General features: G+C 71.7%; 15 protein-coding genes. 6 read left to right on the forward strand and 9 right to left on the reverse strand.

The window, feature by feature from the left end:
* Window positions 1–131 precede the first annotated feature (131 nt).
* The 5 genes from sbnA to EAO70_RS38995 all read right to left on the reverse strand — a co-directional run bounded on the left by sbnA (window position 132) and on the right by EAO70_RS38995 (window position 8,523).
* Window positions 132–1,157, reverse strand: a complete 1,026-nt coding sequence (gene sbnA, locus EAO70_RS07575; protein WP_148002239.1) for a 2,3-diaminopropionate biosynthesis protein SbnA — start codon at window positions 1,155–1,157, stop codon at window positions 132–134.
* Between the two features lie 80 nt (window positions 1,158–1,237).
* The gene (gene sbnB / locus EAO70_RS07580; protein ID WP_148002240.1) at window positions 1,238–2,311 is read right to left on the reverse strand and encodes a 2,3-diaminopropionate biosynthesis protein SbnB; all 1,074 of its coding nucleotides are present in this window, start codon (window positions 2,309–2,311) and stop codon (window positions 1,238–1,240) included.
* A complete protein-coding gene (locus tag EAO70_RS07585) occupies window positions 2,308–3,309 on the reverse strand; it encodes a TauD/TfdA family dioxygenase (protein ID WP_148002241.1) in 1,002 nt (333 codons plus the stop codon). The genes sbnB and EAO70_RS07585 overlap by 4 nt, the downstream gene beginning before the upstream one ends.
* A gap of 28 nt (window positions 3,310–3,337) precedes the next feature.
* Window positions 3,338–5,950, reverse strand: a complete 2,613-nt coding sequence (locus EAO70_RS07590) for an amino acid adenylation domain-containing protein (RefSeq protein ID WP_261992734.1) — start codon at window positions 5,948–5,950, stop codon at window positions 3,338–3,340.
* A complete protein-coding gene (locus EAO70_RS38995) occupies window positions 5,947–8,523 on the reverse strand; it encodes a Pls/PosA family non-ribosomal peptide synthetase (protein WP_148002243.1) in 2,577 nt (858 codons plus the stop codon). The genes EAO70_RS07590 and EAO70_RS38995 overlap by 4 nt, the downstream gene beginning before the upstream one ends.
* Window positions 8,524–8,855: 332 nt before the next feature.
* On the opposite strand from EAO70_RS38995, the gene EAO70_RS07600 reads away from it, so the two are divergent.
* Window positions 8,856–10,364, forward strand: a complete 1,509-nt coding sequence (locus EAO70_RS07600) for a glutamate synthase subunit beta (RefSeq protein WP_148002244.1) — start codon at window positions 8,856–8,858, stop codon at window positions 10,362–10,364.
* A 324-nt stretch (window positions 10,365–10,688) separates the two neighbouring features.
* Here the strand turns inward: EAO70_RS07600 and EAO70_RS07605 are convergent, their stop codons facing one another.
* From EAO70_RS07605 to EAO70_RS07620, 4 genes are all read right to left on the reverse strand, one after another.
* Window positions 10,689–11,351, reverse strand: a complete 663-nt coding sequence (locus tag EAO70_RS07605) for a class F sortase (RefSeq protein ID WP_148002245.1) — start codon at window positions 11,349–11,351, stop codon at window positions 10,689–10,691.
* Between the two features lie 162 nt (window positions 11,352–11,513).
* Entirely contained in the window at window positions 11,514–12,140 is a 627-nt protein-coding gene (locus EAO70_RS07610; RefSeq protein ID WP_148002246.1) for a hypothetical protein, read from the reverse strand.
* A gap of 241 nt (window positions 12,141–12,381) precedes the next feature.
* On the reverse strand, window positions 12,382–13,266 hold the full coding sequence (locus EAO70_RS07615; protein WP_261992735.1) for a DUF4394 domain-containing protein: 885 nt from the start codon (window positions 13,264–13,266) through the stop codon (window positions 12,382–12,384).
* A 158-nt stretch (window positions 13,267–13,424) separates the two neighbouring features.
* Complete coding sequence (locus tag EAO70_RS07620) at window positions 13,425–15,008, reverse strand: molybdopterin-dependent oxidoreductase (RefSeq protein ID WP_148002247.1); 1,584 nt, start codon at window positions 15,006–15,008, stop codon at window positions 13,425–13,427.
* A 342-nt stretch (window positions 15,009–15,350) separates the two neighbouring features.
* Between EAO70_RS07620 and EAO70_RS07625 the strand changes: the two genes are divergently transcribed.
* The 5 genes from EAO70_RS07625 to EAO70_RS07645 all read left to right on the forward strand — a co-directional run.
* The gene (locus tag EAO70_RS07625; RefSeq protein WP_148002248.1) at window positions 15,351–15,650 is read left to right on the forward strand and encodes a putative quinol monooxygenase; all 300 of its coding nucleotides are present in this window, start codon (window positions 15,351–15,353) and stop codon (window positions 15,648–15,650) included.
* Window positions 15,651–15,920: 270 nt separating this feature from the next.
* On the forward strand, window positions 15,921–16,586 hold the full coding sequence (sigK, locus tag EAO70_RS07630) for an ECF RNA polymerase sigma factor SigK (RefSeq protein WP_148002249.1): 666 nt from the start codon (window positions 15,921–15,923) through the stop codon (window positions 16,584–16,586).
* Window positions 16,583–17,332 carry an anti-sigma factor domain-containing protein gene (locus EAO70_RS07635; RefSeq protein WP_148002250.1) on the forward strand — a complete coding sequence of 250 codons (750 nt, stop codon included), beginning with the start codon at window positions 16,583–16,585 and terminating at the stop codon, window positions 17,330–17,332. The genes sigK and EAO70_RS07635 overlap by 4 nt, the downstream gene beginning before the upstream one ends.
* 295 nt (window positions 17,333–17,627) lie before the next feature.
* Window positions 17,628–18,533, forward strand: coding sequence for a serine/threonine-protein kinase (locus tag EAO70_RS07640; RefSeq protein WP_148002251.1), 906 nt, complete (start codon window positions 17,628–17,630; stop codon window positions 18,531–18,533).
* 13 nt (window positions 18,534–18,546) lie between these two features.
* The coding region (locus tag EAO70_RS07645) for a protein kinase domain-containing protein (protein ID WP_148002252.1) at window positions 18,547–19,257 on the forward strand (711 nt) is incomplete at its 3' end.

Consider the following 19,257-nt stretch of genomic DNA (forward strand, 5'->3'; position numbering starts at 1 on the left):
GCCGGGATCACACGGCGTATGCGGCCGGGATCACCTGGCGCACGCAGCGGGGACCACCTGGCGGACACGGTGCTGATGACGCCGGCGGCAGCCCCCGGAACCGCTCCCGCCGGCCGTGGGCGGAAGGCGGCTCACGCCCACGGCATGGGGGCCGCGGTCCGCGCCTCTCCCGGCTGTCCCGGCTGTCCCGGCTGTGGCAAGGCATCCGTGTCCAGTACGTCGTCGCCGTAGAGCGCCTGGACCCAGTTCGACTGATAGATGGTGTCGAGGTACCGCTCCCCGAGGTCCGGGGCGATCGCCACGCAGGTGAGGTTCTCCTCGCGGTGCGCGTCGAGCCAGTCCGTCGCACCGCTCACGACCGTCCCGGTGGATCCCCCGAAGAGGAATCCGCGCGTGGCCATGGCCCGGCAGGTGCGGATCGTGTCGGGTTCCTCGACCCGTACGATCTCGTCCACGTAGGTCCGGTCGAGCAGCGGGGGTCGCATGCTCATGCCGAGTCCGGGGATCATCCGCCGCCCCGGGCGGTCGCCGAAGATCGCGGATCCCACGGTGTCCACGGCGACGATGCGCACGGGCCGGTTCCAGGTCCGGAAGTACCGTGCGCAGCCCATCAGGGTGCCCGTGGTGCCGACGCCCACGAACAGGACGTCGATACGGGGGAAGGCCTGGGCGATCGCGGGGGCCGTCCGCAGGTAGTGGGCCCGCCAGTTGTCCGGGTTGGAGTACTGGCTCAGCCAGGTGTAGCGGGGGTCGGAGGCGCACAGGCCGCGGACCGCGCTGAGTCTGGCGGCGAGCAGGCCGCCGTCGCCGGCGTCCGACACGATGTGCACGCGGGCGCCGAGCGCCTCCATCAGCAGACGGCTCGTGAGGTTGCATCGCGAGTCGGTGACGCAGACGAAGGCGTACCCCTTGCTGGCGGCGATGACGCTGAGGGCCACCCCCAGGTTGCCGGAGGACGATTCGACGAGAATCGAGTCAGGAGTCAGCACGCCTCTGCGTTCGGCCGAGGCGACCATCTCGGCGGCCGCCTTGACCTTGATGGAGCCGGCGAAGTTGAAGCCCTCGCACTTCAGGAAGAGCGGTAGGCCGAGCGTCGGCATGAGGTCGACGTAGAGGTCGTCCTCGTTGAAGTCGTGGGGTGCGGTGATGACGGGCACGGTGCTCTCCCTCTTCGGGCGCGGAGGCTTCGGGCGCGGGGCTTCGGGCGCGGAGGCCGGTCGGCGGGGGCCTCGTGGGCCTATCCGTAGCGGCCGAGTTCGTCGAAGAAGTCCTCGACGACGGCGAGTTCGCCGGACTGTGCCAGCCGGTCGTAGACGTACTTGCCGACGGCGAGGTCGAGGACACCGAGACCGAACGGCGAGAAGACCGCGGTCGTGTCCGGCGGTACGGTGACCCGGCCGGCCATGACGTCGGCCAGGGTGCCGTGGACGAAGTCCCGGTTGCCGGTCAGCTGCTCGGTGAGGTGCGGGGACGTCTGGGCGCGCAGGCAGTGGTCCAGATCGTCGACGATGTTGGTGCCGGACAGCAGGACGGGCGGGGCGAGGTCGCGCAGCGAGACGTGGAGGACCACCGGATGGTGGTCGAACCAGGAGCACGCGGTGATGTGCGGCGCGGCGGCGACGGTCGCGAAGACCAGCAGGTCGCTGTTTCGGACGAGTTGCTCGGGGTCGGTGTACACGGTGATGTTCCCGTCGGCGCCGGACTGCTCCAGATAGGTCCGGAAGCCCGCGGCGCTCTCGTGGGAGCGGTCGTGGATGCCGGTGTCGGTGAAGGACCAGCCCGTCTCCCGCAGGTAGGTGTGGATGTAGCGGGCGATGAGTCCCGTTCCGACGAAGCCGACGCGGGCGGGCCGCGGGCGGTCCCGGCTGAGCCAGTCCGCCGCGGCGGCCGCCGACGCCGCCGTCCGGGCGGCGCTGATGACGGAACTCTCCATGCAGGCGACGGGGTAGCCGGTCACCGGGTCGTTGAGGATGAGGACCGCGGAGGCCCTGGGGATCCCCGACCTGATGTTTCCCGGGAAGCTGGAGATCCACTTGAGGCCGTCGACACGGGAGTCGCCGGCCAGCGAGGCGGGCAGGGCGATGATGCGCGCGGTGCTGCGGTCGGGAAAGCGGAGGAAGGTCGAGGCGGGGTTGACCGTGCGGCCGTCGGCGTGCAGGTGGTACGTCGACTCCACGATGTCCCGCACGGTCTTCTCCCGGCCGTCCAGGACCTCCTTCACCTGCCGCCCGGGGACGACGGCGAACGGTGGGACCGAGACGGCGGCCTGGGCGGGCCGGGCCCGGTCGGACAGGGGCTGGACGCTGTTCATGAGGCCGCCCTCCCGGCTCCTGCGGCGGGCGGCGTCTGGCGCTTCGGGTCCGCCATCGCCACCACGACCTGGCGGGGGCCCTCGTAGGCCTCCCTGCTGTGCGCGGTGCGGATGTTGTCGACCAGCATCAGGTCGCCGGCGTTCCACGGCCGGCGGACGGTGTGGGCCTCGTACACCTCGTTGATCCGGGCGATGGTGTCGGCGGGGATGGTCTCGCCGTTGCCGTAGGAGGTGTTGAACGGGAGTCCGTCGACGCCGTACTCCTCGACGAGGAAGTCGCGGACCTCCGGATCCATCGTCCACTGGTTGAGGAAGGCGATCTGGTTGAACCAGCAGCGTCGGCCCGTCTCCCGATGGCGCACGACGGCGGCGCGGTGCTGGCGCGTGCGGAGGGAGCCGTCCGGCTGCCACTGCGTGTCGATGCCGTTGTCACGGCAGTACGTGTCGACCGCGGCGGCGCTGTCGGTGCCGAACGCCTCGGAGAGCGTCGCGCCGATCTCGTCGTGGTAGGCGCGGGTGAGGATCCAGCCTTCCTCCTCGAAGCGTGCCACCTCGTCCGGCGGCAGCGCCTCCAGTACGGCGGCGGCGTCGGCCAGTGCGGTCGCGCCTCCCGCGGTGGGGGCCTCCAGGCAGGCGAAGCAGAGGAGTCCGGGGTACTGCCCGGCGTAGCTCAGCTCGTGGTGCATGCACATCGGTCGCTGGGGCGGCCACGCGGCCGACGAGTAGAGGCCGTCGGCGTACGGCGTGCGGTGGGCGAAGCCCTCGGTCTCCCGGGCCGGGTCCAGGTCCAGCGCGCCGAGCACGGCCACGACGTCCGGCACGGTGCGCAGACCGAGTCCGGTCACGAGGGCCGCACCGTGCTCGGCGACGACGGCGAGCACCTCGGTGTGGTGTTCCGCCGCCCATGCGGCGGCTCCCGACTCCCCCGCCGAACTCTCGATCTCCGGCGGGACGGACGGCGCCGGTGTCTCGCGCCGGGGGAACAGTGTGGTGCGCATGTCGGTCTCCTGGTTCGTGTCGTGCGGGTCAGGTGGTCTCCGCGTCGATGCGGTGGCCGGCGGGCCGGTCGTCGCTGGTGCGGGCGTCGATGGGGTGGTGGCCCGCAGGCCGGTCGTCCCCGGTGCGGGCGTCGATCAGGGCGGCGAGGTCCGCCAGGGTGGGCGACGCCGTCAGGTCGCGCAGCGACACGACCCGGTCCAGCGCCACGGCGAGCTGTACGGCGGTGAGGGACGTTCCGCCGAGGTCGAAGAACCGGTCGCCCCGCCGGATCGTGGCGGGGTCCGTGCCGAGCACCGCCGCCCATGCCCGGGCCAGTCGCTCCTCGGTCCCCGGACGGGGGGCGTCGCCACCGGCGTCGTCACGCGTGTCACCGCGGGTGTCGCCCTGTGCCCATGCCTCGGCCAGGGCGCCGAGTGCCTTGCGGTCGACCTTTCCGTTGGGAGTCAGGGGCAGCGGGTCCTGCCGGTGGCAGCGGGCCGGCACCAGGTAGGCGGGCAGCAGATCGCCCAGCAGGTGGCGCAGGCGGTCGGAGCCGAGCTCCGGGTCCCCGCTGTGGAAGGCGACGAGGTTCCGGCCGTGTCCGGTCCGCCCGGTGACCACGACCGCCGCGTCGCGTACCCCCGGCACGCGCAGCAGGGCGGCCTCGACGTCGCCGATCTCCACGCGGAATCCTCGGATCTTGACCTGGGCGTCGCGGCGCCCCAGGAATTCGAGTCTTCCGTCGGGCAGCCAGCGGCCGAGGTCGCCTCCCAGGTACAGGCGTTCTCCGGGGCGGTGGGGGTCGGGGCGGTAGCACTCGGCGGTGCGTTCCGGGTCGTTGACGTAGCCGCGTCCGACGCAGATTCCGGAGAAGGCGACGGTCCCGGTGGCGCCGAGCGGGACCGGGATGAGGCCGTCGTCCACCACGTAGACGCGTACGTTCCGGACCGGTCGCCCGAGGGTGACGCGGCCGTCCTCGGGGGCGCGGTGCATCACGTCGTGGTTGGTGTCGTCGGACGTCTCGGTCAGTCCGTAGGCGTTGACGAGTCTGCTGCCGGGCTGTACGCGGAACCACCGTCGCACCAGCTCGGGCCGCAGCGCCTCGCCGGTCACCGAGAGGTACCGGAGGGCGGGCAGCGGGCGGGGTGCGCGCTCCAGTGCCGAGACCAGGACGTCGAGGTAGGAGGGCACCACCTGGAGCACGGTGACCTGCTCCTGTGCGACGAGTTCGAGGAGGCGGTGGACGTCCAGGACCGTCTCCTGCTCGACGAGCAGCGTCCGTCCGCCCACCAGGGTGGAGGCGAGCAGCTGCCACACCGAGATGTCGAAGCACTGCGATGCCGTCTGCGCGACGACGGATCCCGCGCCGATCCGCAGGTCCTCGGTCTTGGCCAGGAGGTGGTTGAGCATGCCCGCGTGCTCCACCATCGCTCCCTTGGGCTCGCCGGTCGAGCCCGACGTGAAGAAGATGTACGCGAGGGCGTCGGCGGGTACGGGGATGCCGAGGTCGCTGCCGTCGCCTCCGCCCTCCGCGGCGGAGGGCGCGTCGAGGACGACGAGGGGCGATCGAGGCGGTGGGGCGGCCCTGTCGACGTCTCCGGTGCTGCCCGGCTCGCTCGGGAACGCCCTGTCGAGGTTCCCGGTGCTGCCCGGCTCGCTGAGGACGAGGCGGCACTCGGCGCGGTTCAGGATCGCGGCGATGCGGTCCGGTGGGTAGTCGGGGTCCACGGGCAGGTAGCTGCCGCCCGCCTTGAGGACGGCGAGGACTCCGGCCATCCAGTACAGGTCGCGTGGCAGCACGGCCGCGACCGTCTCCTCACGGCGCAGCCCCCGGGCCAGCAGGGCGCGCGCGAGCCGGTTGGCTCGCTGGTTCAGGTCGCGGTACGTCCACCGGCGGCCGCGGTGCACGGCCGCGACCCGGTCCGGGTGGCGGCGTACGCGCTCCTCGAACAGTTCGTGGAACCGCAGGTCCGGCAGCGGCGCCGGCGGTCCGGCGAGGCCGTCGACCTGGAACCGGATCTCCGCGTCGGAGAGCAGGCGCTGTGTGTCATGGGGTGCGTCCGGATCGTCGAGGAGTCCTCGGAGGGCGGTGACGTGGTAGCCGGCGATCCGGGCGACGGCGTCGCCGTCGAACGCGTCGGTGCGGAATCGCGACCTCAGTACCGGCCGGCCGGCGTCCTCCGTCACGGTGACGCACAGGATGGCGCCGGACGGCAGGACCGGCCCGTAGCCGTCCGGATCGAGGAGCACGTAGGGGTGGCTTCGCGGGCTCGTACCGGGCGGGTCGTCCGCGCGGGGGTCCTCGCGGCCTCCGAGCAACTCCTCCTCATGGGCGGCGGCGTGCACGAGGTCCCGCCAGGTTCCGGGAGCGGCGGTCACCCGGCACGGCGGATACCGCCCCGGCGCGGTCAGACGGGCGGTGGTCACCACGCGGTCGCCGGAGAGCGCGGCGAGGACCTTGGCGTGCGCCGCGAGGTGGAGTGCCGACACCGGTACGCCGAGTTCCCTCGCCCGCTCCCCCAGCATGGGTGTCATGCCGTCCGGGAGTGCGCTGACCCGGTCGTCCACGCCCGGCACCGACGCGGTGGTCCACCGGGGGATCGTGGTCCAGCCCGTCGTGGAGGGCGTGCCCCCGGGCAGCGCGTCACGTGTGGCGGTCATCGGAACCTGCCTCCGTCCTCGGGGTGTTCCATCGGCCGGGCGGGGTTCCCGGCCCATCGGCTGTCGTCGGGCACCGTCTCGCCCTTCATCAGGAAGGAGTCCGTCTCCAGGAGCACGCGCGCACCGATTCCCACGCCGTAGTGGACGAAGGCGCCGACGCTCAGGGTGCTCCCCGGGCCGACCTCGCTCGGCTCGGACTTGAAGGCACCGTCCTCCTGCGAGTGGCACTGGATGACGCTGCCGGCGTTGAGCGTGCAGCCGTCGCCGATGGTCACCATGGCCCGCTCGGGCAGGCTGCAGCCGTCGTCGAAGACGCCCTTGCCGACACGGACTCCCAGGAGGCGCCAGACGGCGTTCTTGAAGGGGGTGCCGTTCAGGATGCGGAGATACGCCTCCGAGGGGACCTTCCAGTACCGCTCGCGCCGCCAGAACCGCACGTCGTAGATCGAGCAGAACAGCGACCCGAGCGGGGCGAACAGGGTGACGAGTCGCTCGACGAGCACGTAGTAGGCGATCGTGAACGGCAGCAGCACCGCGTCGGCCGCGGCGAACGCCCATACGCCCGCCGAGGCGTACAGGTCCGCCGCGACGGCGAAGAGCACGGTGACGAGGAAGAAGTAGAACCACGCGCTGATCAGGTGCCAGGCCATGGTCGCGGCGTTGTGCCGGTTCTTGGCGGCGAGGCGGCGGCGCAGCTCGTCACCGCTGCGGACGTCGTCGAACGAGCTGTCGCGGAGCACCGACCGCGGGATCTCGAAGCTGGGGGACCCCAGCAGGCCGACGTTCTCCCGGATCGGCCCGTCGACCGGCACCATGACCTTGGTGGCCAGCAGGCAGTTGTCGCCGGTCCGTCCCCGCGTCGGGTAGGCGATCCCGTTGCCCAGGAAGTTGTGGGCGCCGATGCGGGTCGGGGCGAGCCGGAAGGACGTGCTGGAGTAGTCCGCGTTCATCAGCGAGAGCCCGTCGGCGACCATCGTCCCGCGGCCGACGTGGCTCATCCGGGGGCTCTCGTGCTTGACGACCGTCCCGAAGTTCGAACCGGTCTGCTCCACCCGGGAGAGGTCGTAACCGATCCAGCGGAGGTAGTGCACGACGGCGGTGCTGTCGCCGAACAGCCGGGTCAGGCTCCTGCGGTTGGTCAGGATCGTCGTCGCGCGGTGGATCGCGTGGTGGAACCCGTAGAGCGGATACACCCGGCCGGGGACGACGAGCCGGCCGGCCAGACGCGAGACGCCGGCCAGGAGCGCGAGGGCGACCGGAATCGCCCCGAAGAACACGAGGGCCGTGGCGGCGAGCAGGCCCGTGTAGAAGCCGAGGTCGTGGAGCGCTGCCTGCCCGGGTTCGAGCACCGCGGCCACCTGCGGGGTCTTGGAGAGGATGGCGTCGAGCCCGCCGACGGCCAGGGGCGCGGCGATCGCCGTCGCGAAGAGGATCTGCCCGACTCCGTGGAGGGTGCGGCGTACGGGGCCACAGCGGGTGGCCTCGACGCCCTGGAAGTCGCTGTCGGAGGGCTGGGCGGGTGACCCGTGCCAGTGCTGTCCTGCGGGGACGGCCTGCCCGGCGTGGAGCGACGAGGCGTGCCCGAGCTGGGCGCGGTCGCCCATGGACGTCCGGATGTCGAGGACCGTCGCCTCGCTGACGACGACGTCCCGGCCGAGGGTGACGGGACCGGTCTCGATCACGGAGTCGCGCGCGCGGTAGCAGCTGATCAGCACGTCCTTGCGCAGGACCGTGCGGTCGCCGACGGAGAGGAGGTCGGTGCAGACGGGCACGGTGCGGGACAGGACGGTGACGCCGTGCCCCACGTGCGCACCCAGTGCGCGCAGGTAGAGCGAGTAGAGCGGCGTCCCCACGGTCAGTACCAGCGGATTCGCCCGCAGCAGCGTCTTGACCAGCCAGAACCTCATGTAGCCGAGGCTCCAGACGCGGATCCGCTCCGGCTTCCAGCGCCCGATGAGCAGCCACTTCGCCGCGATGGGCAGGGTGCACAGGACCGCGAGCACGACGGCGCCGAAGGCCAGGGAGCGGAGGTAGTCGTCGACCGGGTCGTGGCCCGCGGCTATCCACTCGTACCCGCGCGTGACGATGACCGCGATGAGGAGCGCGTAGCCGAGGAAGCTCAGCAGTTGGAACAGGCCGCAGAGGACGACGTGCGGGCGGCCGAGCCCGGCGGGGCCGGTGGCGGGTGCTTCGTGCACCGGTACGCCGAAGGAGGGCTCGGGCCTCGCCCTCGGCTCGTCGCGCGGGGGCCCGGTGGTCGGTGCCGTCAGCGTGGTCGATGCCGTCAGGGCTTCGCTCAGACTCCGGATCGTCGGATGCTGGTACACGTCCTTCATGGACACCGGTGGCATCCCGGGCTGCTTCCTCACCTTGGCGCAGAAGTGCGCCATGAGCAGCGAATCCGCTCCCAGTTCGTGGAAGAAGTCGCCGTCCGGCGGCACGGAGTCCAGCCGGGCGACCTCCGCCATGAGCCGGGTCAGCACCCCCTCGACCGCCGCTCGGTCGGCCCCGTCGACGGGAGCGGGGGCCACGGCGACGGGGTGCGCCGTCATGTCGAGCGGATCGGGTCCCATGAGGTCTCTCCCTGGACGGTGTCCGGTGTCCACCACAGGCCCGGGGATGCTCGGGGGTCGAGCCCCTCACCGCGGCCTGCGGCGCACGCTCACACAAGGGATTCGAGACCGAAGGCCCGAGAGTTTTACCGCATCCGAACTTCCGGCGGATTCCGGCCGCGGCCCCGGGGGTGGTCGCGGAACCGCGGCGTTCGGGAGTGCGGCGTTCGGGAGTGCGGCTCCCCCACGGCCCCGGGTGCCGCACACCTGGCCAGGAGAGGCCCGACCGACCTCGACGGACGTACGATGAGGGCCTCACGCACCAGTTTCCGAACAGCCCTGCCGAGGGCACCATGACCGACCCCTCTGGCTTCCTCCGCATACCGCGGCGACCGGCACCCTCCAGACCGCCCGGCGAACGGGCTCGGGACTGGGACGAGGTGTACCGGGGCCAGCCGCTGCTGCCGCTCGTGTCCGATCAGGCACGGCGCTGCATGGACTGCGGCGTGCCGTTCTGTCACGGCGCGTGTCCGCTCGGCAACCTCATCCCGGAGTGGAACGTGTACGCCGCCCACGGCGACTGGGCCACGGCGGCGGAACGCCTCCACGCCACGAACAACTTCCCCGAGTTCACCGGCTGCCTCTGCCCCGCGCCCTGCGAGGACTCCTGCGTCCTCGCCCTGACCGACGAGTCGGTGGGCATCAAGCAGATCGAGCGGACGGTCGCGGAGCAGGCATGGGCACACGACCACGTGCGCCCCCTGCCGCCGACCAGGATGTCGGGCCGGTCGGTCGCCGTCGTGGGGTCGGGTCCGGCAGGACTCGCGGCCGCTCAGCAACTCACCCGCGCCGGGCACGCCGTCACCGTGTACGAGCGGGCCGACCGCGTCGGCGGTCTCCTGCGCTACGGCATCCCCGACTTCAAGATGTCCAAGGACCGCCTCGACGCCAGGATCGCCCAGATGGAGCAGGAGGGCACGGTCTTCCGCCCCGGAGTCGACGTCGGCCGCGACCTGGACGCGAAGCGCCTGAGGTCCGACCACGACGCCGTGGTGGTCGCCACCGGGGCGACCCGGCCACGCGAACTCAACTGCGAGGGAAGGAAGTTGAGCGGGGTCCATCACGCCATGGAGTACCTCGTCGCGGCCAACCGTGCCACGCCGTCCTGTCCCGTGCCCCCCGCGCTCTCCGCATGGGGCAAGGACGTCGTCATCATCGGCGGCGGAGACACCGGCTCCGACTGTCTCGGCACCGCGCTGCGTCAGGACGCCGCATCCGTCGTGCAGGTGGACATCAACCCCCAGCACGGCTCGGAGCGGAGGTCCGACGAGCCGTGGCCGCTCGTCCACCCGAGGATCCACCGGACGTCCCACGCCCACGAGGAGGCGCTGGCCCGCGACGGTGTCGACCCCCGGGCCTTCTCCTCGCTCACGGTGCGCTTCGACGGTGATCCTTCGGGAGCGGTACGCGCCCTGGTGCTGAACGCGGTCACCCCGGAGGACCGGCGTCTCCTCCCCGGCGCGACCCGGGAACTCCCGGCTCAACTGGTGCTGCTCGCCCTGGGCTTCGCGGGTCCTGAGCTGGATCCCGGTCTGGTCGGTCCGTTGGGTCTCGTGACGACGGCCGGGGGCACGTTCGCGCGCACCCCCGACTTCGCGGCACTGCCGGACGTGGTGACACCACCGCGGGAAGGGCGGGGCTCCACTGCGGTGTTCGTCGCCGGCGACGCCGGGCGCGGCGCGTCCCTCGTGGTGTGGGCGATCGCGGAGGGCCGGGCGACGGCCGCTGCCGCGGATCGCTTCCTGTGCGGAGCCACGGAGCTGCCCTCACCGATCAGTGCGACGGACCGACCGCTCGCGTAAAGGGGGGCTCACACAAGAGGCGCTCACACGGGGACGGTTCGCCTGTGCTCGCGTGAAGGGCGGAGGACGGCCCCTACCGTCCTCCGCCCTTCGGCCCGTCCCGGCCGCACCTATGACTCCGCGCTCACACGGGGCGCGGCCGATACGACGGACCCATCGGACTCTCCCGCCCCGGACCTACACCGGGAGTCTCCGACGTCTTCCAGTGATGCTTCGGAGGGAGGTGACCGGCGGATGGGTCCGCTCGACGCCTGTCACTCCCGGGAGTGGCTCGTCGGACGCCTGTTCCCCTGGCCGTGGGCTGCCGGCGCCGTATCAGCCGTATCAGTCGACGAGCTCAAGGTGGGCGAAGACGACGAGGTTCTCGGTGTAGTCCCTGGCCGTACGGTCGTACGCCCCCGCGCAGGTGATGAGCCTGACGAGTGCCCGGGGAGTGTCCTCGTAGACCCGATCGTCGGGGAAGTCGTCCTTGTCGAAGCTCTCGACGGAGTCGACGCGGAAGACGGCGGTGGAGCCGTCCTGGCGCTGCACCTGGAAGGTGTCTCCGGCGGCGAGCTCGCCCAGCCGGGCGAAGACGGCCGGGGCGGTGGCCGTGTCGAGGTGGCCCGCGACGACCGCGGTTCCGGTCTCACCGGGCGACACCCCGGCGGCGTGCCAGCCGACCAGGTTGGTGTCGTCCGCCGGCGGCGGGTTCAGCGCCCCGGACGGGCCGATCTCCAGGTCGGTGAACGGGGCGTCCACTCCGATCTTGGCGATCTTCAGGCGCGAAGGCGCCGACCGCGTCATGGCGGGTGACGGCAGCGCTCCGCCCGAACTCGCCGCTGACGCGTCGGGCACCCTGGGACTCGAAGGGCCGGTTGCCGCCGCCGGAGGGTTTCCGGCGGCGGCCGGGACGGTGGGCCCGGGCGGGGAGGCGTCGTCCTGATCGAACAGTCCCGGGCCGAAGGCGAAGAGGAGCGCCGCGAGTACCAGCGTCCAGAACACCATGGGAACAACCCACCGTGCGGTACGCCGAGGCGCCTCTTCACCGGCGGAGTCTGGACGGGTCTTCACTCTGAGCACCTTTCGAAGGAGGACACGCGAGCAGGTCGGGACGCGTGGGCCGGGTGCGGGGGCCGGCCGTCGGCCGACCCCCGCACGGACCGCGCGTCAGGCCGCCGAGCCGGCGCCCTGCCTGCGGCGGTACAGGACGAAGGCGCCCGCCGCGCCCGCGAGCACCAGGGCGCCCGTCAGGCTCGTACCGCTGTCGGTGAGGCCACCGCCACCGGTGTGCATGCCGCCCTTGGGCTTCTCGTACGTGGAGCCGCCGTCCTCCTTCTGGTTCTCCTTCGACCAGCCGTTCTCCTCCTTCGGCTCCTTCGACTGCTTGTCCTTGGACCAGTCGTCGGCGTTGACGAGGGAGAGGGCGCCGGAGCCGGTGTGCATCCCGCCCTTGGGCTTGTCGTGGTCCTTCTCGTGCTTGTCGCCCTTGTCGTGCTCCTTGGACCAGTCGTCGCCGCTCACGGTGGTGAGGGCGCCACCGCCGGCGTGCACGCCGCCGTGCGGCTTGTCGTGGTCCTTCTTGCCGTGCTCGTCCTTCGACCAGTCGTCACCGTCGACGAGGGACAGGGCGCCGGAGCCGGTGTGCATGCCACCGTGCGGCTTGTCGTGGTCGCGGCTGTGGGAGGAGTCGTCCTTGTCCCAGTCGCCGGAGGTGATCGCGTAGGCGCCGGGTGCGGCGAGCGCCAGGGTGCCGGCGGCGGCGGTTGCGGCGAACAGAATGCGGGCAGAGCGCATCTTGGGCTTCCTTCCGTCTGCTGCGTCAGCTGACCCGTTGTCGGCTTTCGATTCGCAGCGACATGGCCCACCGTCAGCTCCCGCACGCCGCCGTGCCACTGGGGCTAGTGCAACCGGGAGACCCGCTTCGCCCAAGTGGGTTCAGACACGGGCGCGCGCGACCGTTCGCCGAAGATCTTGCTGTATGGCACTCCCGCGGTGGAGGCGGGCCGCACGGGCTCGCCTCCACCGCGGGCGGTGGTCAGTGCTGGTTGAGCGGGAGGGCGACGTCGACGACCTGGCGGCCGGCCGGGAAGTCACCGACGAGGGTGGCCCTGCCGGTGAGGACGTCGACCTTGTAGAAGCGCTGCTTGCCGCCGGTGGCCAGGGCCGCGAAGCCGCGGTTCGAGCCCTCGGACGCCTGGTAGTAGATGTCGAACCCGGCCGACGGGCCTGCGTTCACACCGAGGTTGCCGGTGGGCGCGAGCGTGCCCGCGTTGGCCGGGGACTGCAGCGAGACGCGGTCGTTCGTGGTGTCGACGTCGAACAGCGTGGTCGCGGTCGCCGTGTCGAGGTCGTTGTTCGTGTACGCGGCTCCGGTGACGCCGAGGGCCGTGGACGGCGGCATCGTCGGGTTGGTGAGCGTGCCGTCGACGGTGGTGGTCCGCGGGGCGGCGGGGTCGTCGATGTTGTGGCGCAGGTTCTGGCCGGTGTCGCTGATGACGCGCAGTCGGTTCGCGGCCGGGTTGAAGTCGACACCGAAGGAGCGGCCCTGGAGCGCGACCGTCAGCTGCGAGACCTTGACGGCCTTGGCGTCGCTGTTGACGGTGTAGATGCCGCCCCTGTCGCCGACGCCGTACAGCTTGCCGTTCTGGACGCGGAAGTCGATCCCGACGAGCTTGGTGTCGCCCTGCAGGCCGCTGACCTTGCCGAGCGCCCAGGTGTCGGCGGGGTTGCGGACGTCGAAGCCGACGAGACGCTGGTCGGCGGTGAGGCCCACGCTGATCAGGCCGTGGCTCGCGGCACGGTTCCGCGGGCCGAACGGGTCACCACCGGCCTCGGTCGCCGACGCCAGGACCGGGGTGAGCAGGGAGACGGTCATCGCGGCCGCGGCGGCAGCGGTGGCGGCGACTCGACGAGTACGCACAGGAGGGCTCCGATCGGTTCGCGCGCCTCGACGGTGAGGCGCGTCTACGGATCCTTCGACCCCTGGAGTGAGATGGATGGGGTCCCGGCGGGGCAACCCCTCGAACGGCCCGCAATAGTCCTACCGCCGCCCCCACCCGCACATCGATCGCCGGAGGGCTAGGTGACGGTGACGAACACGCTGTGCCAGCCGCTGGCTCCGTCGGGGATGGTCCGGGCCCGCTGCTCGGTCTGCACCTGCCCCGTGCCGTCGGTGGCGCGGACGGTGAGGKTGTGSCSGCCCGSSRKGGCCTGCCAGCGRTAGGACCACTGSCKCCAGGTGTCGWCGSTGTCCTSGGCGSCGAGKTCSGCGTCCTGCCAGGGGCCGTCGTCCACGCGCACCTGCACGCGGGTGATGCCGCGGTGCTGAGCCCAGGCCACGCCGGCGACGACCACGGTTCCGGCGACGGGGCGTGCGAAGGGCTTGGGGGTGTCGATCCGGGACTGCGTCTTGATCGGCGCTCGGCGGGCCCACTTCCTCTTGACCCAGTAGGGGTCGTAGGTGTCGAACGTGGTGAGTTCGATGTCCTCGATCCACTTGCAGGCCGACACGTAGCCGAACAGACCGGGGACGACCATGCGGACGGGGAATCCGTGGTCGAACGGCAGGGGTTCGCCGTTCATGCCGACGGCGAGGAGGGCGTCCCGGCCGTCCATGACGTCCTCGACGGGCGAGCCGAGCGTCATGCCGTCGACGGACCGGGCTACCAGTTGGTCGGCGGGGCCTCCCGCCGAGGGCGGTTTCACCCCGCACTCGGCCAGCAGCTCGGAGAGGCGGACTCCGAGCCAGCGCGCGTTGCCCGCGTACGGACCGCCGACCTCGTTGGACACGCAGGTCAGCGTGATGTCCCGCTCGATGAGCGGCCGGGCCAGCAGGTCGTCGACGGTGTAGGTACGGGGGCGGGAGACGCCCTTGCCGTGGATGCGCAGCCGCCAGCTTCCCGCGTCGACCTTGGGTACGACGAGTGCGGTGTCGACCCGGTAGAAGTCCGCGTTCGGCGTGGTGAAGGGAGAGATGCCCGGGACCTTGAGCTGGACGCCCTTGGGCACAGGAGGTGCCGGTGAGGCCGGTGCGGGAAGCACCAGGCCCTGTCGGGAGGCGGTCGCGCCCAGGGCCTGACGGCCCGTGAGGTAGCGTCCGAGGAACCCGGCCGCCGTCGCTCCGACGGCGGTGGCGCCCGCCGCGACGAGGAAGCCGCGCCGGTTCCAGCCCCCTCCGCTCGCCCCTTCCTCCGCACCGGACTCCCGTGAAGCCCGACCCGCGAGGAAGTACAGGGCGAGGGCGCCGGCCACCGCCCCCGCGAGCGACGGCAGGATGTCGCCGATGCCCCGGGAGTCGGGGCGGGTCAGGGCGGCCGCCGCTCCGACGGCCCCGAACAGGAGGATCCCGCAGGCACCCGCCCGTCGGTGTCGGAGGGCGATCACGCCCAGGATGGCGGCGATCAGGGCGAGTACGGCGAGGATCCCCAGTTGCAGGACCGATTTGTCGTCCTCGCCGAACGTGCGGATCGCGAAGTCCTTGACCGCGGCCGGGGTCCGGTCGATCACCGCGCCACCGACGACCGTGACGGGGCCGGCCGCGGGCCGGATCAGACCCGCGACCAGCTCGGCGACGGCCAGGGCAGTGAAACCGGAGAGGAGCCCGGCCGACGCGCCGAGCGCGATACGGGGGAGGTGGGTGCGGAAGATGCTCACGACCGCCATTCGGGGCGCGCCGACGCGCGGATGGGTGTCGGAGGCGGATTGGTGACGAGCTGATGATCTGTTCGACGCGGGCGGGCAGGGTGAGGACGGCGGGCGCGCGTCATGCCGACGACGGGCACGCGCCATGCCGAACTCCGGAAGGGCGTACCGGCGGGCCGTTCAACGGATCGACCCGGACTCCAGGAAGATCACGGCGAGAACGGCCGAGGACACGGCCATCGCGAGCGGTCTCCGGAGGTGCCCCGGCCGGTCGTCACCCCCATCCCCGGTCGTCACCCGATCCGCCGGTCGTCGCCCGTTCTCCCCCCCCAGCCCGTCACCCGATCCCCAAGGGAGCAGCCCATGACACAGACAGGTCTTCTGGCCCGTATCGAGGCCAAGCCCGAGCACGCCGCCCAAGTCCAGGAACTTCTGGAGAACGCCCTGGAGCTCGCCCGTCAGGAGACCCGGACGGTCTCCTGGTACTCCTTCAGGCTGGGGCCGACGAGCTTCGGGGTCTTCGACACCTTCGACGACGAGGCAGGACGTCAGGCCCATCTGAACGGCCGGATCGCGGCCGCGCTGATGGAGATCGCCGGGACCCTGCTCGCCAGTCCCCCCGACATCCAGAAGGTGGACGTCCTGGCGGCCAAGCTGCCCTGACGGGGGTTCGAAGCTGGGGTCCTCCGCGCCTCCGTCGGCGCATTCTTCGCCCATCCGTTCGACCCCTGTCCGTCGGTTCCCTCGAAGGGGTCAACCACCGGACGGACAGGTGACAAGGATTCCCCCCATCCGCAAACCTGTCCGCTCCGAAGAACAGGCGATACACCACGAGGTTTCCCACTCCGGACCGTCCCCCGTGGACGGTCCGGCCTCGTGCGAACGACGCATACGACGTATACGGCGCATACGAGAAACAAGGAGCGGCATGCGATGGACGCCCCGCCCCCCGACGGCGGTCCCAGGCCGCCCCTTCGTCTTCTGCCCACGGGCGGAGCGGCGCAAGTGAACCAACCGACCCCCTTCGGCGTCGGCCGCCCCGCCGGCGCCAACCGCGACGACATCACCGACGTCATGCAGCGAGTCGCCCATGGCGACAAACAGGCCTTCTCGACGCTGTACGACGCGCTCGCTCCCCTGGTCTTCGGCATCGTCCTCAAGGTCGTCCGCGACCGGGCGCAGTCCGAGGAGGTCACCCAGGAGGTCATGATCGAGCTGTGGCGCCAGGCCGCCCGGTACCGTCCCGAGGCCGGTTCCGTCACCGCGTGGGCCGCGACGATCGCCCACCGCCGCGCGGTGGACCGGGTCCGCTCCGCCCAGGCATCCAGCGACCGCGAGCACGCGCAGGCGGCCCGCGAGCACACGACCGCCTTCGACGAGGTCACCGAACAGGTCGAGGCCCGGCTGGAGTCCGAGCAGGTGCGCCGCTGCCTGCGCGGCCTGACCGAACTGCAGCGCCAGGCCGTGACTCTGGCCTACTACCAGGGTCTGACCTACCGTGAGGTCGCCGAATCCCTGCGCACACCTCTTCCGACCATCAAGACACGCATGCGCGACGGGCTCATCCGGCTCCGCGACTGCATGGGGGTGACCACATGAAACACCACGCCACCGATACCCACACCCTCGCCGCCCCCTACGCGCTCGGCGCACTCGACGACGCCGAGCGGGCGGACTTCGAGGTCCACCTGCAGAGGTGCGAGGCGTGCCGACAGGAGGCGGCCGAGTTCCAGGAGACCACGGCCCGCCTGGCCTCGGCCGTGTCCCTGACGCCCCCGGCGGCGGCCAAGGTACAGGTGATGGCCGCCATCGAGGGGGTGCGCCAGCTGCCGCCGCGTATCGCGGCACCCAGCCAGGCACCCGCGTACCGCGGCATCCTGCGTCGCCGGGCGGTTCCGCTGGCGCTCGCCGCGAGTGTGGCCGCGGCCGCCCTGGGCGGTGTGGCGGTGTGGCAGACGCAGAACGGACAGGACCTCCGGCAGGAGGCCCGTCAGGCGCAGCAGCAACTCGCCGAGGTCAGCGCCGTACTGGCGGCCCCGGATGCGCGCACCGTCCACGGCAAGGCCGCCAACGGGGCGCTCACCAGCGTCGTCTCCTCGGACCAGCAGGACAAGGCGGTCTTCACCGCCGCCAACCTGCCCGCGCCCGGTGCCGGGAAGGTCTACCAGCTGTGGCTCGACCACAACGGCACGATGCGTCCGGCCGGTTTCATCGACCAGAACGGGACCGTGATGCTGACGGGCAACCCGGCGGACGCCGGCGCCGTCGGCCTGACCCTCGAACCGGCCGGGGGGTCCCCCCAGCCGACCACCGATCCCCTGCTTCTGATGAGCCTTCCCGCCTGATCCGCCGCGGAGGTCGACGCCTTGGGCGTCGGCCCTTCCGCGCGGACCCGGCGGAGGCGCCGGACCGGGGCCGGGGCGCGTCAGACGGGCTTGGGCGGCGAAGACGAAGAGGCCTTCCGGGGTGCGGACGGTGGCCTTGGCCGTCTCCTTGCCGTCGGTCTTGGCCTCGGGCTCCGCGCCTCCGGAGCATCCGGACACGAGGCCGGCGGACAGCACCCCGTCGCGTTATGGAGTATGTACGACCATCAGGGGATAATGGGGGTGGAAGAAGATCCGTGCGCGGAGAGCGGGGGGCATGGCCGAACACCCGTCAGAGCTGCCCGAAGTACCGGGTTTCAGAGCCTGGCGAGAGTTCCGGAAGCTGGGTGCGGGCGGCTGGGGGGAGGTGTACGCCGGCCTCGATCCGGACTCCGATGAGCTCCGGGCCGTGAAGTTCACGAAGGGGCCCTTCGGCGAAACCGACGCGCAGAGCAGCCGGTTGTTCCGCCGCGAACTGGAGATCGCCCAGGCCCTCAAACATCCGAACGTGGTGCGTGCGTACCGCGTGGGCGAGCACCTCGGGCGCCCCTATCTGGTGATGGAGTACTGCAGCCAGGGAAGCCTGACCGACCGGGTGGTGCGGGACGGCCCTTTGCCCGTGGAGGAGGCGGTCGCCCTGACCGTCGACGTCCTGGACGGCTTGGCCTACGCCCACCAGGCACCCCTCACGACCCTCGACGCCCGGGGCGAGAAGGTCACCGCACACGGCATCGTGCACCGCGACCTGAAACCGCCGAACATCCTGCTCACCCCTGGGACGGACGGTGCCGTCCGCGCCAAGATCGCGGACTTCGGACTCGCCAAGGCGTACGCGGCTGTCGGCCTGGCCGTCATCACCGTCACCGGGGAGAAGCAGGGGACACCCGGCTTCATGCCGCAGGCGCAGGCGCTCGACTACAAGCACGTGGGTCCGGGAGCCGACGTCTGGTCGGCCACCGCCTCGCTGTACTTCTCGCTCACCGGCCGCGCGCCCCGCGATCTCCCCCGAGGGGGAGACGTGTGGAGGGCACTGCTGCGATCCCCCGTCGTCCCCGTGCAAGACCGCGGCATCCCCGTCCCCCCGGCACTCGCCGCGCTGGTGGACAGCACACTCGGGGCCGACCGCAGTCTGCCCAGCATGACCGCGGCACAACTGCGCGACGCGCTCCTGACCGTTCTGTGAGAGGGGTGGCCCCATGCCCGAAGGACAGACCCCCCAGTACTCCGACCATGTCCGTTCCGGCACCGACCTGTTGGCGGGCTTCACCGTCGAACGCCGTCTGGGGCAGAGCAGGGCGACGGTCGATCTCGTACGCGACCTTCAGACCGACCGGCACTACGCGGTCAAGCACATCCACACGGAGACGCCCGAACAGTCGGCATCCGCCTTCCAGGAGGCACAGCGCTGGATCGGCCTGCCGGACCACCCCCACATCGTGGCCTGCCACTTCACCCGGCTCGGGGCCCGCAGCCTCGCTCTCTTCGCGGAGTACGTGCCGGACGGCACCCTCGCCGAACGGATCGCCCGGCGACCGGCCCGCCCGAGCGACCACCCGGCCGAACTGCGCACCGTTCTCACCATCGCGGCGCAGACCGCGTGGGCACTCGACGCCGCTCATTCCTGCGGGACGCTGCATCTCGACGTGAAACCCTCCAACATCCTCCTCACGGCCGACGGCGCCGCGAAGCTCACCGACTTCGGCATCTCCGCCCATGCCTGGTCCCTCCACGAGACACAGGACCGCATGCTCCGCGTCTGGCTGGAGGAGTTCGTCGGCCCGTTCGACGAGAAGGAGAACCCCGAGGCCTTCCGGGCCATGGTGGCCAACGCCCGGCGCAACCTGTTCCTGGGGGTCTTCCCGGAGGACCCGCCCCCCGCGCCGCACACGCTGCCCTACGCCTCGCCC

The organism is Streptomyces sp. adm13(2018) (assembly GCF_008042145.1).
Lineage (GTDB): Bacteria > Actinomycetota > Actinomycetes > Streptomycetales > Streptomycetaceae > Streptomyces.